Annotated in this window: 18 protein-coding genes; 13 read left to right on the top strand and 5 right to left on the bottom strand. The window is 39.6% G+C overall.

The window, feature by feature from the left end:
• Positions 1-86 precede the first annotated feature (86 nt).
• The 11 genes from rpsF (at position 87) to ACRRS0_RS18610 (ending at position 9,147) form a co-directional block, all read left to right on the top strand.
• Positions 87-518 carry a 30S ribosomal protein S6 gene (rpsF, locus tag ACRRS0_RS18660; protein ID WP_432456080.1) on the top strand — a complete coding sequence of 144 codons (432 nt, stop codon included), beginning with the start codon at positions 87-89 and terminating at the stop codon, positions 516-518.
• A gap of 5 nt (positions 519-523) precedes the next feature.
• Positions 524-838, top strand: a complete 315-nt coding sequence (priB, locus tag ACRRS0_RS18655) for a primosomal replication protein N (RefSeq protein ID WP_432456081.1) — start codon at positions 524-526, stop codon at positions 836-838.
• A gap of 4 nt (positions 839-842) precedes the next feature.
• The gene (gene rpsR, locus ACRRS0_RS18650; RefSeq protein ID WP_137673721.1) at positions 843-1,070 is read left to right on the top strand and encodes a 30S ribosomal protein S18; all 228 of its coding nucleotides are present in this window, start codon (positions 843-845) and stop codon (positions 1,068-1,070) included.
• A gap of 47 nt (positions 1,071-1,117) precedes the next feature.
• Entirely contained in the window at positions 1,118-1,570 is a 453-nt protein-coding gene (gene rplI, locus ACRRS0_RS18645) for a 50S ribosomal protein L9 (RefSeq protein ID WP_432456082.1), read from the top strand.
• 258 nt (positions 1,571-1,828) lie between these two features.
• Positions 1,829-3,004, top strand: coding sequence for an ABC transporter substrate-binding protein (locus ACRRS0_RS18640; protein WP_432456141.1), 1,176 nt, complete (start codon positions 1,829-1,831; stop codon positions 3,002-3,004).
• The gene (locus ACRRS0_RS18635) at positions 3,001-4,689 is read left to right on the top strand and encodes an ABC transporter permease (protein ID WP_432456083.1); all 1,689 of its coding nucleotides are present in this window, start codon (positions 3,001-3,003) and stop codon (positions 4,687-4,689) included. The genes ACRRS0_RS18640 and ACRRS0_RS18635 overlap by 4 nt, the downstream gene beginning before the upstream one ends.
• Entirely contained in the window at positions 4,689-5,306 is a 618-nt protein-coding gene (locus ACRRS0_RS18630; RefSeq protein ID WP_432456084.1) for an ATP-binding cassette domain-containing protein, read from the top strand. The genes ACRRS0_RS18635 and ACRRS0_RS18630 overlap by 1 nt, the downstream gene beginning before the upstream one ends.
• A gap of 134 nt (positions 5,307-5,440) precedes the next feature.
• Complete coding sequence (locus ACRRS0_RS18625) at positions 5,441-5,734, top strand: c-type cytochrome (RefSeq protein WP_432456085.1); 294 nt, start codon at positions 5,441-5,443, stop codon at positions 5,732-5,734.
• A gap of 133 nt (positions 5,735-5,867) precedes the next feature.
• Positions 5,868-7,286: a replicative DNA helicase gene (gene dnaB, locus ACRRS0_RS18620; protein WP_432456086.1), complete on the top strand. Its 1,419-nt coding sequence runs from the start codon at positions 5,868-5,870 to the stop codon at positions 7,284-7,286.
• Positions 7,287-7,292: 6 nt separating this feature from the next.
• Complete coding sequence (gene alr, locus ACRRS0_RS18615; RefSeq protein WP_432456087.1) at positions 7,293-8,372, top strand: alanine racemase; 1,080 nt, start codon at positions 7,293-7,295, stop codon at positions 8,370-8,372.
• A 169-nt stretch (positions 8,373-8,541) separates the two neighbouring features.
• Complete coding sequence (locus tag ACRRS0_RS18610; protein ID WP_432456088.1) at positions 8,542-9,147, top strand: peroxiredoxin C; 606 nt, start codon at positions 8,542-8,544, stop codon at positions 9,145-9,147.
• A gap of 70 nt (positions 9,148-9,217) precedes the next feature.
• Here the strand turns inward: ACRRS0_RS18610 and ACRRS0_RS18605 are convergent, their stop codons facing one another.
• The 3 genes from ACRRS0_RS18605 to ACRRS0_RS18595 form a co-directional block, all read right to left on the bottom strand.
• Positions 9,218-9,685 carry a chemotaxis protein CheX gene (locus tag ACRRS0_RS18605; protein WP_432456089.1) on the bottom strand — a complete coding sequence of 156 codons (468 nt, stop codon included), beginning with the start codon at positions 9,683-9,685 and terminating at the stop codon, positions 9,218-9,220.
• 607 nt (positions 9,686-10,292) lie between these two features.
• A complete protein-coding gene (locus tag ACRRS0_RS18600; protein ID WP_432456090.1) occupies positions 10,293-10,475 on the bottom strand; it encodes a hypothetical protein in 183 nt (60 codons plus the stop codon).
• Positions 10,451-10,732 carry a pyocin activator PrtN family protein gene (locus ACRRS0_RS18595; RefSeq protein ID WP_244536396.1) on the bottom strand — a complete coding sequence of 94 codons (282 nt, stop codon included), beginning with the start codon at positions 10,730-10,732 and terminating at the stop codon, positions 10,451-10,453. The genes ACRRS0_RS18600 and ACRRS0_RS18595 overlap by 25 nt, the downstream gene beginning before the upstream one ends.
• 760 nt (positions 10,733-11,492) lie before the next feature.
• Between ACRRS0_RS18595 and ACRRS0_RS18590 the strand changes: the two genes are divergently transcribed.
• Both ACRRS0_RS18590 and ACRRS0_RS18585 read left to right on the top strand, forming a co-directional pair.
• Positions 11,493-12,500 carry a hypothetical protein gene (locus ACRRS0_RS18590; RefSeq protein ID WP_432456091.1) on the top strand — a complete coding sequence of 336 codons (1,008 nt, stop codon included), beginning with the start codon at positions 11,493-11,495 and terminating at the stop codon, positions 12,498-12,500.
• Positions 12,501-12,901: 401 nt separating this feature from the next.
• A complete protein-coding gene (locus ACRRS0_RS18585) occupies positions 12,902-13,075 on the top strand; it encodes a hypothetical protein (RefSeq protein ID WP_432451718.1) in 174 nt (57 codons plus the stop codon).
• 143 nt (positions 13,076-13,218) lie between these two features.
• Here ACRRS0_RS18585 and ACRRS0_RS18580 read toward each other — a convergent pair whose 3' ends face one another.
• Together ACRRS0_RS18580 and ACRRS0_RS18575 are read right to left on the bottom strand one after the other, a co-directional pair.
• Positions 13,219-13,791 (bottom strand): hypothetical protein, encoded by a 573-nt coding sequence (locus tag ACRRS0_RS18580; protein WP_432451719.1) that lies wholly within the window; start codon positions 13,789-13,791, stop codon positions 13,219-13,221.
• A gap of 57 nt (positions 13,792-13,848) precedes the next feature.
• Positions 13,849-15,984: a hypothetical protein gene (locus ACRRS0_RS18575; protein ID WP_432451720.1), complete on the bottom strand. Its 2,136-nt coding sequence runs from the start codon at positions 15,982-15,984 to the stop codon at positions 13,849-13,851.

The raw sequence follows: 15,984 nt of genomic DNA, 5'->3' as shown, positions 1-15,984 counted from the left end.
CCCTAAAACAGTCATTTTATTTTTAGTTCCTTGCCTCTTCGGTTTGACTGTACCATGAACGAGGCTATAACCCGTAGGGAGCAATCATGCGTCATTACGAAATCGTATTCATGGTCCACCCAGACCAGAGCGAACAAGTTCCAGGTATGATCGAACGTTATTCTGCTGTTATTAATGATAACGGCGGAAACATCCATCGCTTGGAAGATTGGGGCCGCCGTCAATTGGCTTACCCAATCGAGAAGCTGCATAAAGCACACTATGTTCTTTTGAACATTGAAGCCAGCGCAGAAGTTATTGATGAATTGGAAACTGCTTTCCGTTTCAACGATGCTGTTATCCGCAACATGATCATGCGCACTAAAGCTGCTGTGACAGAAATGTCTGCAATTGCTAAAGCTAGAGATGAGCGTCCAGCTCGTCGTGATGATGAGCGTCCAGCTCGTCGTGAAGAAGCTGCAGTAACTGAAGAAGCTCCAGCAGTTGAAGCTAACGAAGAGTCAGCTAGCGAAGAATAAGACGAATGTCTGAAAATAGGTTGGTTTTGCAGGGGCGGGTAATTCGCGCACCAAAACGCTCTACCAGTCCAGCCGGTGTTGCTCATTGCCAATTTTGGTTAGAGCATCGTTCGCAGCAGCAAGAAGCTGGATTTTCTCGTCAGGCCTATTGCCAAATAGCAGTAGTCGCAAGTGGCGATATTTTGAAGCAAGATTCATCGCATATAAGTATGGGGTGTGAGGTAAAAGTAAGTGGCTTTTTAAATAGCCACAAAGCGGCCAACGGTAGTTACCGATTGGTACTTCATGCTTCTGAAATTGATTTGTTATCACGAGGATAATGTTATGGCACGTTTTTTCCGTCGTCGTAAATTCTGCCGCTTTTCAGCGGAAGGTGTTGTAGAGATTGATTATAAAGATACTACAACATTGAAAAACTACATCACTGAAAGTGGTAAAATTGTACCGAGTCGTATTACTGGTACAAGCGCTAAATACCAACGTCAACTTGCACGTGCTATTAAGCGTGCTCGTTACCTGGCTCTATTGCCATACACTGATTTACATAAGTAAATCTTTGGCATTAGCCTAACTCAACCGAGATTATTCGAGGAAAGGTAATGGAAATTATTTTATTAGACAAAATCGCTAACTTAGGCGGTTTGGGTGATCAAGTTAATGTGAAAGCAGGTTACGCACGTAACTTCTTGATCCCTCAAGGTAAAGCTGTACCAGCTACTAAATCAAACGTTGAAGTTTTTGAAACTCGTCGTGCTGAATTAGAAGCTAAACTGGCTGAAACTTTAAAAGTAGCCGAAGCTCGTGCTGAGAAAATAAATGCTCTAGAAGCTATTGTTATCTCTGCAAAATCGGGTGACGAAGGTAAACTATTTGGTTCTATCGGGACTCGTGATATCGCTGACGCAATTACTGCGGCTGGGGTTGAAGTAACGAAATCAGAAGTACGTTTATCTAACGGTGTATTGCGCAACACAGGTGAATTTGACATTGTTGTTCAAGTTCACGGTGAAGTCAGTGCAACGATTGCTTTACAAGTTGTCGCTGCAGAATAAAATTCTCAGCCACGACTATTAAAAACCGCGCCTCGGCGCGGTTTTTGTGTTTTTAGACTATGATTTTATTAAGTTTTGAAAGATTGTAGGGATTACTCCGGTTATCTTAATTAGTGAGTTTAACTCGAGTTGCTTGTGAACTGCTTAGCGATGATTTGGCTGGGTCCATCGTGCTGCAGCTCAGGGCTGAAGTCTAGATAAAGCGATGTGATTATCGCGCTATTTAACACAATAACAGGGAGAGTGAGCGTGCGGTTAATGATGCTGGTGGTAGCTATTTTTATAAGTTCAGTGAGTTTTGCGAATTCGAATTGGTCGGACATTGAGCAGCAGGCCAAAGGACAAACCGTTTACTTTAATGCCTGGGCGGGAGCCGATAACATTAATGCTTATATTCGCTGGGCTGGTGAGCAAGTGAAACAGCGTTATCAGATTAACTTGGTGCATGTGAAAGTTAACGACACCGCCAATGTGGTAAGTCGAATTTTAGCTGAAAAAAGCAGTGGCCGAATTGATGGTGGCAGTGTTGATTTAGTCTGGGTGAATGGCGAGAACTTTCGCAGTTTAAAACAGGCGCAACTGTTGTATGGGCCTTTTAGTCAACGCTTACCCAATCTGGCGTTAACCGATCAAAGTAGTCCAGCACTTAAATTTGATTTTACCCTACCAGTTGAGGGCTATGAGTCCCCATGGGGCGGTGCCCAACTTACCTTTTACTACGACGCTGAGCGGCTTAATCAGGCACCCGATTCTGCACTAGCTTTATTAAGCTATTTACAGGTGCATCCTGGTTTATTCAGTTATCCCGCACCACCTAGCTTTTATGGGACGACCTTCATTAAGCAAATACTGTTAGAAACAATTGAGGATCCTCAGCGGCTTTATCATCCGGTTGACAAGCAAACATTTAGTGCGCTCACCGCCCCGCTTTGGGCCTATTTAGACCAATTACACCCTTTATTGTGGCGGGGGGGGCAGAGCTTTCCGAGCGGTAGTGGTCAAATGCAACAGTTATTGAATGATGGTGAATTAACCATCGCTTTTAGTTTTAATCCTAATGATGCTGCCGCAGCAGTTAAACAAGGATTGCTGCCGAATACAGTAGAAAGTTATGTTCATAAAAATGGAACTTTGGGAAATACTCACTTTTTGGCGATTCCTTTCAATAGTGATGCGTCCGCTGCGGCGATGGTGGTGGCGAATTTCTTATTGTCACCAGAGGCGCAAGCGCGTAAAGCCGATTTGGCTTATTGGGGAGATCCTAGCGTATTGTCTTTGAATAAATTGACCAAGCCGCAGCGCGCGTTGTTTGCCAAGGCTCAATCAAGCCCGGCTAGTTTAAGTTCTGCCGATCGAGCTAAAGTACTTGCAGAGCCGCATGCAAGCTGGGTTGCGTTATTAGAAGCAGAGTGGTTACGTCGTTATTCTAGATGAGAAGTGGATGGGGGAAGTTTAGCGCGATATTTCCTATATTGACGGGGGGACTATTGTTAGTGCCCTTGTTATTTGGTTTTATCGAGACCGTGTTGCCAGCTTTCGATTATTTTCCGATTGCTGGAAAAAACCAAGCGAACCTTTCTCAGTGGCAGGCACTATTTTCTCAGCCTTCTCTATGGGCTTCGATTGGTTTGTCGTTACTGACAGGTTGGGTGGCAAGTCTCTTGTCGCTGTTTACCGCATTATGGTTGGCGATGCACTGTTATGGGAGTTCTTGGTGGCGTTTTTTGGAGCGCAGTCTCGCGCCATTTTTAGCCATTCCTCATGCGGCTTTAGCCATTGCGCTATTATTCTTATTGGCGCCTAGCGGTTGGTTGATGCGCCTTGTTTCCCCTTGGTTGACTGGCTTTGCTTATCCACCGATGTGGCAAAGCACTCAAGATAGCTGGGGAATCAGCTTAATTTTGGCTCTGTGGGCGAAAGAGTTACCTTTTTTACTGTTTGTGTTAATGGCGAGTTGCTCGCAAATTGCGGTGCAACGTAGTCTCGCCTTAGGCCAAAGTTATGGTTATTCGACCGTTCAGCTATGGCGAAGCATATTAATCCCCCAACTACTGCCTCGCTTGAGGTTAGCGTTTTTTACGGTACTCGCATTTTCTTTAACCGTGGTTGATGTAGCACAAATCATTGGTCCGAGTAGACCGACTACTTTTGCGATGCAGATATGGCAATGGCTTAGCGATAGCGATATTGAACGCCGATTGATGGGAACCTCCGGAGCCTTATTGTTACTCGGCTTGGTTATTTTAAGTTTGGCCTTAGCGTTAGTATTGGAGAAATTATATCTGCGGTGTAATTTGCGCTTGAGTATGCAAGGACGCCGCAGAGCGGCTTCGAATGTGAAGCCTGCTCGGGCCTTATTGCTATTTCTGGTGCTGCTATTACTGAGTTGCTTGCTGTTGTTAAGTATTTGGTCTTTTACTTGGCGCTGGCGCTTCCCTGACAGCCTGCCTGCACAATGGAGCGCACATTACTGGCTGCAAGCGGGGAGCTATTTATCTCAGCCGTTGCTGAATAGTCTGATCATCGCGTTGAGTTCGGCTAGCATCAGTTTGTTGTTAGTGGTGGGTTGCTTAGAATATCAAATGCGACAGCTCAAATATTCTAAGTGGTGGTCGGTGCTCATGTATTTGCCACTGCTATTACCGCAAGTGGTATTCTTATTTGGGGTTCAGGTGCAGTTGTTCAAATACCGTTTAGACGGCACGATGCTTGCGGTAGTATGGGCGCATTTACTATTTGTTTTACCTTACGTTTATTTAACTTTGGCTGATAATTATCGTCGCTTTGATGTTCGCTTTATGCAAGCAGCAGTGAGCTTGTCACATAGTTATTGGCGTAGTTTTTGGCGGGTTAAATTGGCGATGCTGAGTAAGCCTTTAGGCCTTGCTTTTGCCGTTGGTTTTGCAGTGAGCATCGCGCAGTATCTACCCACCTTATTTGTTGGAGGAGGACGGGTGCCAACTCTCACGACCGAAGCGGTAGCGCTGGCTTCTGGAGGCGACCGGAGGGTGACGGCAGTGATGGTCATTTGGCAGAGCTTATTACCTTTATTAGTTTATGTTGCGGTGATTTCTTGGCCTAAATGGCGTTATCGTCACTATCGAGGAATGCAGAACTGATGTTGTTAATCGATGATTTTAATTTGTATTTGGCGAAACAGGTGCTGTTAAGTGGTTTTCACTTAAGGGTGGAGCGGGGAGAAATTGTCACCCTCATGGGCCCTAGTGGCTGTGGTAAATCGAGCTTGTTGGCGGCTATAGCAGGTACGCTGGATGGTAATTTTACTTGTAGTGGAACTATTCAGTTGGCCAATCGGGAGATTAGTAAGCTCCCGCAAGCACAGCGCCGAGTTGGAATGCTATTTCAAGATGACCTCCTGTTTCCGCATTTTAATGTGGCGCAGAATCTGCAATTTGCTTTAGCTCAACGGGAGCAAGCTTCGGCGTCATCTATCATTGCGCAGGCGCTGGTTGATGCTGGCATGGCGGGTTATCAGCAGCGAGATGTTGCCAGTCTCTCTGGAGGGCAACGCGCACGGATCAGTGTGTTAAGAAGTTTACTGGCACAGCCGCAACTATTATTACTTGATGAGCCCTTTAGTAAATTAGATACGCCACTTCGCCAGCAGTTTCGTCAGTTTGTGAAAGATAAAATAGAAGCGCTAAATATTCCCGCGATTGTGGTGACTCATGATGTAGAAGATTGCTTGCAAGCGTCGGCACTCCAAATTTTTTGAGCTTGGTTCACGGCTTGTTAGGCTTAAGCTGTTGCTATTTCAGATTATTTGCTAAGCTCAATTTAGCTGGGGTTAAGCTTGTGGAGAGCGTCTGGCATGTCCTGGTTTCATCAATAACAATAATGAGGAACATAATGAATAAATTGATATTTTCAATGGCGCTGATACTCTCATTTGTCGTATCAACAGCCAATGCCGCCCCAGCTAAGGCCATGATTTGTGCGGCTTGTCATGGCGCGGATGGTAAAGCTGTTATTCCGGGGTATCCTAATTTGGCGGGGCAAAACGAGCAGTATCTGATCTCTTCGCTAAACGCCTATAAGGCGAAACAGCGTAATGGAGGGCAAGCTGCGATTATGCAAGCCCAAGCAGCTTTGCTAAATGATGCAGAGATCGCTGAATTAGCAGCCTATTTTTCAAAAATGTAAGTACAGCCCTTGCATCTCAAAGCCAGCCTTACGCTGGCTTTGTTGTTTCTCCACTTCCGATAAATGTTACTTGGTGTGATGCTGATATTGGCGCATAATAGTCGGCTGTAATAAACAACCACATTGATAGATTATGGCAGCCAGCGAGCTCTCTCGTAGATTTAAGAATACAGATAAAAAGCCGAAAGATTCACAACTTGACCAACTAAAAGCCCCTCCCCATTCGATTGAAGCAGAGCAGGCGGTGTTGGGGGGGTTAATGCTAGACAATAATGCTTGGGATAATGTGGCCGAGCAGGTGGTTGAGCAGGACTTTTATCAACGCGCCCATCAGCATATTTTTGCCGCAATGACTCGTTTGGCCGAAGCTGGCCAGCCCATCGATTTAGTGACCGTTTCTGAAGAGCTGGAACGTCAAGAGCATTTAGAGGATATTGGTGGATTTGCCTATTTAGGTGAAATTGCCAAGAATACGCCTAGTGCGGCTAACATTCGCGCCTATGCTGAAATTGTACGAGAACGGGCGGTGACCCGCGAGTTGATTGCGGTTGCCAACGAAATTGCCGATAGTTGCTACGAACCACAGGGCCGTAAGAGTAGTGACTTATTAGATTTTGCAGAAAGTAAAGTATTCAAAATTGCTGAATCGCGCGCCAATGCCAATGAAGGTCCCGTTGAAGTTAAAAGTTTGCTCGCAGATACTATCGATAGAATTGAAGAGTTATACAAAGCGCCCAATGATGGGGTGACAGGGGTCTCGACTGGTTTTGCCGATTTGGATAAAAAAACCAGTGGCTTACAAGGCTCTGATTTGATTATTGTGGCGGCCCGACCCTCCATGGGTAAAACCACTTTCGCGATGAACTTGTGTGAATATGCCGCGATGACCCAAGATAAGCCAGTGTTGATTTTTAGCTTAGAGATGCCCTCAGAACAAATTATGATGCGGATGTTGGCCTCATTGGGGCGGATCGATCAAACTAAAATCAGAACCGGTAGTTTAGACGATGATGATTGGGCTCGCTTGTCTTCGACAATGGGTTTAATGGCCGAAAAGTCGAAAATGTATGTGGATGACTCATCGGGTTTAACCCCGACTGAGGTCCGTTCTCGCGCTCGTCGGGTTGCCCGGGAGTCTGGTGGTTTGAGCATGATCATGATCGATTACCTACAATTGATGCAGGTGCCTGGCTTAAGTGAAAATAGGACTCTGGAAATTGCAGAGATTTCTCGCTCACTCAAGTCTCTCGCTAAAGAACTGAATGTGCCAGTGGTGGCCTTATCGCAGCTCAACCGTGGTTTGGAGCAGCGTGCCGATAAACGTCCGATCAACTCCGACTTACGTGAATCGGGTTCTATCGAGCAGGATGCGGACTTAATTATGTTTATCTATCGTGATGAGGTCTACCACGAAGACTCGGCAAATAAAGGCATGGCCGAAATTATTATCGGTAAACAACGGAATGGCCCAATTGGCCGAGTTCCTCTTACTTTCCAGGGACATTTTTCGCGCTTTGATAATTGGGCTGGGGAATTCTTTGATGATGAATAGGCTGTTATGAATATAGTAAAGGCCTTCGTGTCGCTCTCAGCGCTACAACATAACTTTTTGGTCTTAAAGCAGCGCGCGCCACACAGTAAAATTTTAGCGGTGATTAAAGCTAATGCTTATGGTCATGGCATGCTCGAGGTCGCTCAAGCTTTACGTGATTTGACCGATGGCTTTGCTGTGGCTCGAGCAGAAGAAGCTTTGACTTTACGTGCTGCGGGGATCGAGTCTAAAATTTTAGCTCTAGAGGGTTTTTTCGACGAAAAACAAGCGCAAGAGTTTGCTGAACAGAATATTTCTTGTGTTATTCATAGTGAACAACAACTGGCTGTACTCGAGCAGATTAGCTTGCCGCAAGCACTCGATTGTTGGTTAAAATTGGACACCGGAATGCATCGTTTAGGCTTTTTGCCTCAACAGTTTAAGCAACTGTTGCCGCGGATCCTAGCCTGCCCGAATATTTTGTCCGATTATAAATTAATCAGTCACTTAGCCTGTGCTGATGACTTAGAGCATCCTTTAACCCGCAGACAAATTCATAGTTTTAGCGAATTGTCTTCAGGACTAGATTGTGAACGTTCTATCGCTCATTCGGCGGGAATTTTGTTATGGCCACAAACCCATGCTGACTGGAACCGTCCTGGCATTGCGCTGTATGGTATTTCACCACAAGTTGATACCCAGGGGGCTGATTTTAACTTACAAGCTGTAATGACCTTGCAATCTCAATTGATCGCTGTACGTGAACAGCCGAAAGGTGAAAGTGTTGGTTATGGTGCGAATTGGTATGCCGAGCAGAACACTCAGTTGGGGGTTGTGGCTATGGGCTATGGGGATGGTTATCCACGTTGTGCGCCAAATGGCACGCCTGTGTGGGTAAATGGTCGTGTGGTTCCTGTGGTTGGTCGGGTATCGATGGACATGTTATGTGTTGATTTGGGGCCTGAAGCCTGCGATCAAGTCGGTGATAAAGTGGTGTTATGGGGAGCGGAACTACCGGTAGAAACTGTTGCGGCAGCCGTGGGTTCCAGTGCATATGAATTAGTGACCAAACTGAGCTCTCGAGTTCAACTCAGTTATGTTAGATAGTATTTACAAGTCATGTTTTTTAGACTATTAGTTGAATGCTGCTCTATTGAGCTCTTATTTAAAAAAATAGTCCAATCGAATTAATTTATTAGATAAATTCGTTTATTTTAGTAAATTAGTGCATTATTTGTAGCGAATATTAGTAACGTATTTAACAAGGAATAATGAAATGAGTGTTTTAGTTGGTCGTCCTGCTCCAGATTTTACTGCTGCTGCCGTGTTAGGTAATGGTGAGATCGTTGATAGCTTTACTTTAAGTGAGCATATCAAAGGCAAAGCTGCAGTTGTATTCTTCTACCCACTAGATTTTACTTTTGTTTGTCCTTCTGAACTTATTGCTTTCGATCATCGTTTTAAAGACTTCCAAGCAAAAGGTGTTGAGGTGATCGGTGTTTCTATCGATTCTCAATTTTCTCATAACGCTTGGCGTAACACTGCAATTGAAGATGGTGGTATTGGTGCGGTTCAATATCCATTGATTGCCGATGTGAAACACGAGATCTGTAAAGCCTATGACGTGGAACATCCTGAAGCGGGTGTCGCTTTCCGTGGTTCTTTCTTAATTGATACCGCGGGTGTAGTTCGTCACCAAGTAGTGAATGATTTACCGCTTGGCCGTAATATCGATGAAATGCTACGTATGGTTGATGCACTAAACTTCCATGAAGAGCATGGTGAAGTTTGTCCTGCACAATGGGAACAGGGTAAAGAGGCAATGGATGCGAGCCCAGAGGGTGTTGCTAAGTATTTGTCAGCGAACGCCGAAGGTTTGTAAATCTAAAATTTATTCGAGAACAAAAAGCCCACTCTTTAGTGGGCTTTTTTTATTCGCTTAGGCTGGTTTACTAAGTGTTTTCAAAGCATATCTCGATGGTGGCTGAGCCATAAACAGAAGTGAATGGGATGAGTACTTTAGGGCCTTCAGTTTTATGGGTAATGGTATGGGAGGGACCGGATACAACGACAGGGGTCGCCATATTAAAATCGTAACCTTTATCGGCTAACAAGCGTTTCGCGCCACCGGTGACCATATTGGTAATTTCGCCAACCATATCGGTCACTTCTTCGTTGATAGAATCCGGAGCTTCGCCTAACATGCGGCGCATGATCTCAATCGCAAGATCTTTCTCGAAACTAATCGATAACGAACCTTTGGTTTGTTGGCCAACCATGCCGATGAGTCCCGAGACATCACCACGTGCAATCTCATCCTTCTTCAACCCCGGTTTTCCGGGTTTTAGCTCCAACTGAGCCATCGTTTCTAGGACATTAAGAAGAGAACTGAGAAAAGGATTTACAAAATTTACGTCCATAAGGGCTAATGCGCTCCTGTTACTGGTGGTCTTAGTTTGCTGATAAAGAGCATCGCTAAGCCACGAATCAATATTTGAGTAGTTTTAATAAGAATCGCATGAGATCAGAAGCGCTGCAACTTTAACTCAAAACTTTACGAGTCTTCTCACCATTATAGATGAAAACTAGCTATTTTTAGTGAAAAATCAAGCGAATTAAGTTGGCTATAGGGTGAGAAAAAGTTTGTTTGAGAGATGTTTATGATCAGTGAAACGATGCGTAACAGAGTCAAACATTACCAAGTTAGTTCAGAGGGGGGTATAATCGTCCGATTGTTGTCAGTCGGGGGCTCCAAACCTGACCGCCTACTTTTAGATGCTAGGGAATAACTTAGTGTCGTTGTTTTAATTATTTTTTAATATGTTGAGCCCATGACCCAAGTTTACTTATACCCCGCACATCGCTTTTCTGTTGCCCCCATGCTTGATTGGTGCGATTGAGTGGTAAAATTATATTTATTTCAATGGTTTAGGTGGTTGAGTTTGTGGTTGGGGGTTAACATGGGGGTCAAAAAGCATTTTTTTTAAAATAATTTTATTTTAAGTTGTTGTTTTTGCACGTTTTTATTTATTCTTGCATATTGTGATATATTTTACCATCGCTTCTACAAATTTTAACCAATATCGGTTCAATAGATTCTTTGGGGTCATCTGGGGTCAACCCGTTTTTCAAGCAAAAAAAAGCTGAACCTGCCGAAGCAGGAACAACTTTCCTTCCCAGAATTATCATCCAATTTGAAAGCTTTTCCATAAGCTTCTCTCCTCTTCAATTCTTCTGTCGATAAATTCGACTAAATCGCTCAATGCTACGACATACGGAGACTTTTGTGTATCACCAACCCTGAAGCAAGGAAAAGGCAAAGAATGCGTTTTAGCCCTGTTCAAAGCGGTTCTACGTGCAAGATTCAAGTATGGTTCAGCAAGTTCTTCAACTGGGATTAAAGCCCTGTAGTTAAACTGCTGAAGTAGAATCATGTGAGTTAGCGTTGGTTCATCACTTTTTTTCATTTTAATTGCCCCTTTGTTGTTGGGGCGCAAGCTCTTTCGAGCAGCGCAAAACTCCTTTTTTGCACAAAAGAAATAATACTAAACGAATGATAAACTAGCAATATTCGATTTTGTTTTAAAAAATACACCGAAAAACATCTTAATCTAGGCGTTAAATGTTCTTTAAGGGCGAATCTAAAACAAGGTTTTTCTTGATTATTTAACAGACTATTCCTGATTATTTAACAGATTTATGATCTTTTTCCTAGTTGTTCAATTTCCTTCTTTATAGTTAGATACATTAAGAGATACTTTAAATTTAGATGAGGTAATATTCTCAAATATTACGAAAAATAAATTTCAAGATGTAAGATTTTATTAAAAAGATTTTGGGCGTTGCCCGATACGCAACAAGTTGCTTTTTCTGGTTGTTTAGAACTTTATACTTATGTTCAATTGCGAAGTGTGAAGAAGGTATAGATCCTTTATCAGAACCGAAAATCTCTGATTTTCTTTGCGAAGCGGCCTTTAAAATAAGATGTAAAAAAAGCCATGAAACAATTTATTTATGTATCATGACTTGATTTATATTATTTCTGATGTAAAACATTTACATAACAGAAAAAGAAAAAGCCAATTTGGACGATTGACTTTTAAGAAGTATCTTAATAACAAAAAAAGATACTATTATTTAAAACATCTAAAACGATTCTTGTCAATACAGTAAGTAATTATTTTTCTTTTAAAGTTTATAAAAACACTAAAAACAAAGGAAAAAAATATGCTTACACAATTCAACTCATACACAAAAGGTTTCTCAAAAGAAACATTAATTCAAGTTACATCATTACTTTCAAGCGGTTTTATCGGTCATACCAAAGAAACAATGGGTAAACCTCTATCCAACGTTTTTAGAAGCGAAATTGTTGATCTTAATGGTTTAAAGATTGATCTAAAATCTGATGCGTTGATTTTTAGTGAATGTCTTAAAACACATCAACACGCAGCAATACGCCATGCTGATGATAAAGCTATAACGCTTGAATGTGGCTCAAAATCACCGATTCTAAGAGCTTGTAGCATAAAATCTAACGTTACTATCGCTGAAGTAAAGGGATTCGCTAAGAAGTTCTGTGAGAAACTTTCAGCGGACAAAGAAATTACAATCACTAAGTATAATTTCAGTAAGAAAAAAACACTAAGAACACACTCATTCTCTATCTTCTCAACACTAGAGTATAGCGACAAAGATAATACTCTAACGTTCAAATTTTCAGAAGAATTTATCGAATATATCAACGCTGAAGGAAAAGCATTAACGATTGTTCAGAATGATGATTTTCGTAAAGTTAAGTCTAATAAAACAGCAGGTGTATTGTTTTTACTTACGCAATCAATCTCGAACATAACAAGAGATAAATTCTTTAAACAAGAGTATCTTATTGAAGCATTAGCGATTAAAAAGAATGTAAATCAGGTGCTTATCAGTGCATTTGATAATCTTCAAAAGGCTGGAATGTTGCAATATGAAAAGCTCGTAAGTGCCGATTATTTCAATGGCCAATGGATAAAATACTCTCATTACTCATTCTCAAGCATCAAAAAAGCTATTGTAAATTTGTTTACTAAAGCAAAAGACTTAGGTAAAAAAATCACTATAACAATAAGCAGTAAAAAAATGAGTAAAAAAGAAGGTATGAAAATGCTTAAAGATTCAATGAAAGACATTGAACAAGGAAATTATCAAGGTTTGCAAGATCTTAAATTCGGTAGATCGCTAAGATTGTAAATTATTTTTCATTGTAAGTTAAGTGAAAATAAAAAGTGTAAATTTTACAGATATTGCATTGTTTTAATTTTAGTGATATATGAGGTATATAAGATATATAAGATATATAAGATATATAAGATATATAAGATATATAAGATATATAAGATATATAAGATATATAAGATATATAAGATATATAGGATGTATAAGACACATAAGGTATATAAGATATATAATCATTATAATATATTAATTGACATTTACATATAAATGAATTATTATTACCTTGGCATTTGTTTTATATTTAAGAGGTTCACACAGTAAAGGTATTTATGTTTTATGTGTAAAATATTTAAATCCAAGATTTGTGAAATTCAAATATTTTAAACAGAACATAAATTAAATTTAGGAGAAAAATTATGAAAAGAAAAACAAAATTACCATTAATCATTATAGCTGTAATTGGTTTGATTAGTGCAGCAGTAGGCACAGAATTAGCGATTGGCGTTGCAATGTTTTTTGCAGCAGCAGGGATTCTATCTCTTGCTTATGCAACATTGAAAAAAGTATTTTCATTTTTATTACCATCATAAATTAAAAAACTGATGGTATTTAAAAACCAGCTTTGTTATCTGGTTCAATTTTTTGCGCCTAAATTTTATTCTTACTCCTTTCTATCTAACCAAAAAAAACAACGCTTATAATACGTTGATTTTCTGTATTTTTCTCCTTAAAGCTACTTTAAACAAGACACTGGGAACTGTGTGTGAATCTTATATAATTCTTTACCCTTTTCTTCATCAATCTTGAAAACAGCTTCAAAAATTGGCTCTTTCTTCGATTTGTTGAGCTTCACAGGATTTTCAAAGATAGATACTCTTTTACCATCGATCTTAGTTCCGCCTGATCTTTTAAAGATACTAAAACTAAATTCATCATTACCTAGATCTTTAAGTTGATACATCTTGCCAGAACGACCAGATGGGTTATCGTTTTCACTGTAGAAACGATAAACACCATCAACATTCTCTAAATCATAAGTAGAAACTAACATTTCTTTTCCAAACCCCTTATTGAAATATACTCCAAAATTTAGATCTGGTTTAAAGTAAATAGATTTATACTTAAGTGTTTCTGAATTTACTTGTTTAAGATACTTACCGTTTATGTCGCTTGAACCTGTAAGAGCAAGGTTTGCTTTATAATCCTCAACACATTTTTCTGCGTATAAACTAAAATCTATGTCTTTGGCTTGAACAGTGCCAACCAAGGCACTAATCAAAGCGATTGTTATAACTTTTACTTTCATATTATTATTCTCCTATGTGTATATTTTTATCATATCTGGCCTAAGTTAAAATGCAAATTACACCCCTAAGAATCTCCTTGATTTCCTCATCATTGATTTTGGATCTTCACCCAAGTTTTTGTATTCAGATTTTTGTTTAGAGTTTATATGATTAAAAGTTATATATATTAAAGTTATAAATACAATTGCATACACAAATTGTAATATCACACGAATCCATAAGTATGTTACTGCTGTGAATATGTTGTCGTAACTATTAAGTATCCAAATATTATCTAATATTTCTTGCATTAAAGCTGCAAAGATTGAAGTTCCCATGATCGGTAAGATTATTGATGCTGAGATTGTGCTTGCATTAAAGTAAAGTTCATTCACTTCATCAGCTAGAGAAACAGTTTCAAATTTCGCATAGAATACAGCAAAGAACTTGATAAATACTCTAATTACCTTGCTTGCTAACATTGGAAACCACATTGCAAAAATTATTGAAAATAACGCAATTAAGATAATATATTCCATGAATGTTATGAAAATAAGAAGAACGCCAAGCGTTTCAATCATTGAAACTTTATCAATCGGTTTTCCTTCTTTTAGTAGTTTTTGTTTCATATAACTTGCAGAAACTTTTAAAATTGTTCCAGCAACAAAAGTTGTTGTTTTATGGTTCTGTAATGAAGTAATGACATTAGAATGAACAACATAATCATCACCTCTATAATAGCCATTCAGAATTTCTGGATTAGAAACCCATTCATAGTCTCTTAACATTTGAGACGCAAAGCTATTTGCATCATCAAAGAAGGGTTGTATTTGATAATTTAAGTATGTGAAGTAATCATCGACTGATTCTATATGATTGTAATGAGTAACATCATCACCAATATGAGAACCACTATCGAAATTAACCTTGTGAGGTGCGCTAGAAGTGATTTTTGATAAGCGATTGTTGATAGCAGAAGTGTAACCTTCATCTTTACTATCAACGGTCATTGTTAGAATAGCTTGGTCAAACAAAGAGGTTAGATACAACTCAGAATCAGCTTGTGTTTGATTCTCAATCATTATCTCAGATTCAAGTATTGCTGAATAATCTAGAATAAATTGTTCAACAATTTCAGAGAACAAAGAATCAAATTCTTCTAACGTAGGAGCTGAATCTGTATCAATATATAAAATTCCAAAATCATCATAATCACGACAAAAAGTTTTATACTCAGCTTGATCGAAGCCTTTAGCTTCTAGTTCTTTACATTTAACTTCATGAAATGTATTAGTTAAATCTGATATTTTGGTTGCATATTCATTTAGCAAAGTAGGAACTAACGCACTATCACCATGAAAATATTGAGAGCTGCAATCAATCAAATTACCATCGAAAAGATTAGAGCAATGAGCTACAGAAGCAGAACTTAACATTCGATTATCTAAATCAGAAATTGTTTTATGCTTGTTCATCTCTTCAAATTCAGATATACAATCGAGCAGAGGAACTGAGGTTTCAATTCGTTCTGGAACATAATCGTTTGGTCTATCAATAATAGGAATATCAACTATTATGTCGTTCTGACCAAAAGAACTCATAGCTTCAGTCTTATAGGAAATTGCACACATTTCTGTGTTAACCATTCCTCTTGCTACACCTAAGATTTTGCTTGCGATTACAGATTTGTTCGCATCAATTGCACGTTGTTTTTCTACTGTAGATTGTTCTTTAAGCTTATTGTGAACTTCCGAAGGCAGTAATATATTTTTCTGAATGACTTTATAACCATTACCTAAAACATCCTCACTCACATCAGTATTTACTATAGTCGTAAAAAATAGCAAAGCTAAAACAACTCTCACAATCGTATCAATAAGTTTCTTTTGCTTCTTTTCTCTAATTTTGGGGTTTAGAGATTCATAAAGTTTGAAACCTAGAACGAAAGCAAGAATTGTAACGTTGAAATACATTAAAAAATCGTTGGCTTCTTTTAAATCATTAGGAAGTTCATCAAGAACTTGCAAATTCAAATCATTTTGTTCAGTCTTTTTATCTAGTTCAGTTTCTATACATTCTTGTGCATCTTCAACGATTGATTGAATGTTTGTATCAGAAGAATAGTTACAGCTTCCGATTCTAGCTGCTTCTTCATATCCATATGATGTTGATATGCTAAAGATTAATGTAAGTATTATAATAATTCTGTTCAT

It is taken from the genome of Agarivorans sp. QJM3NY_29, assembly GCF_050870835.2.
GTDB lineage: Bacteria > Pseudomonadota > Gammaproteobacteria > Enterobacterales > Celerinatantimonadaceae > Agarivorans.
This window is presented reverse-complemented; position numbering and strand designations above follow the sequence as displayed.

Coding starts and splice junctions, on each gene's coding strand:
- rpsF (WP_432456080.1), top strand. CDS start 87: ATGCGTCATTACGAAATCGTATTCATGGTCCACCCAGACCAGAGCGAA.
- ACRRS0_RS18575 (WP_432451720.1), bottom strand. CDS start 15,984: ATGAACAGAATTATTATAATACTTACATTAATCTTTAGCATATCAACA.
- rplI (WP_432456082.1), top strand. CDS start 1,118: ATGGAAATTATTTTATTAGACAAAATCGCTAACTTAGGCGGTTTGGGT.
- ACRRS0_RS18605 (WP_432456089.1), bottom strand. CDS start 9,685: ATGGACGTAAATTTTGTAAATCCTTTTCTCAGTTCTCTTCTTAATGTC.
- rpsR (WP_137673721.1), top strand. CDS start 843: ATGGCACGTTTTTTCCGTCGTCGTAAATTCTGCCGCTTTTCAGCGGAA.
- ACRRS0_RS18610 (WP_432456088.1), top strand. CDS start 8,542: ATGAGTGTTTTAGTTGGTCGTCCTGCTCCAGATTTTACTGCTGCTGCC.
- alr (WP_432456087.1), top strand. CDS start 7,293: ATGAATATAGTAAAGGCCTTCGTGTCGCTCTCAGCGCTACAACATAAC.
- dnaB (WP_432456086.1), top strand. CDS start 5,868: ATGGCAGCCAGCGAGCTCTCTCGTAGATTTAAGAATACAGATAAAAAG.
- ACRRS0_RS18580 (WP_432451719.1), bottom strand. CDS start 13,791: ATGAAAGTAAAAGTTATAACAATCGCTTTGATTAGTGCCTTGGTTGGC.
- ACRRS0_RS18630 (WP_432456084.1), top strand. CDS start 4,689: ATGTTGTTAATCGATGATTTTAATTTGTATTTGGCGAAACAGGTGCTG.
- ACRRS0_RS18585 (WP_432451718.1), top strand. CDS start 12,902: ATGAAAAGAAAAACAAAATTACCATTAATCATTATAGCTGTAATTGGT.
- ACRRS0_RS18595 (WP_244536396.1), bottom strand. CDS start 10,732: ATGAAAAAAAGTGATGAACCAACGCTAACTCACATGATTCTACTTCAG.
- ACRRS0_RS18635 (WP_432456083.1), top strand. CDS start 3,001: ATGAGAAGTGGATGGGGGAAGTTTAGCGCGATATTTCCTATATTGACG.
- ACRRS0_RS18590 (WP_432456091.1), top strand. CDS start 11,493: ATGCTTACACAATTCAACTCATACACAAAAGGTTTCTCAAAAGAAACA.
- ACRRS0_RS18600 (WP_432456090.1), bottom strand. CDS start 10,475: ATGGAAAAGCTTTCAAATTGGATGATAATTCTGGGAAGGAAAGTTGTT.
- ACRRS0_RS18640 (WP_432456141.1), top strand. CDS start 1,829: ATGATGCTGGTGGTAGCTATTTTTATAAGTTCAGTGAGTTTTGCGAAT.
- ACRRS0_RS18625 (WP_432456085.1), top strand. CDS start 5,441: ATGAATAAATTGATATTTTCAATGGCGCTGATACTCTCATTTGTCGTA.
- priB (WP_432456081.1), top strand. CDS start 524: ATGTCTGAAAATAGGTTGGTTTTGCAGGGGCGGGTAATTCGCGCACCA.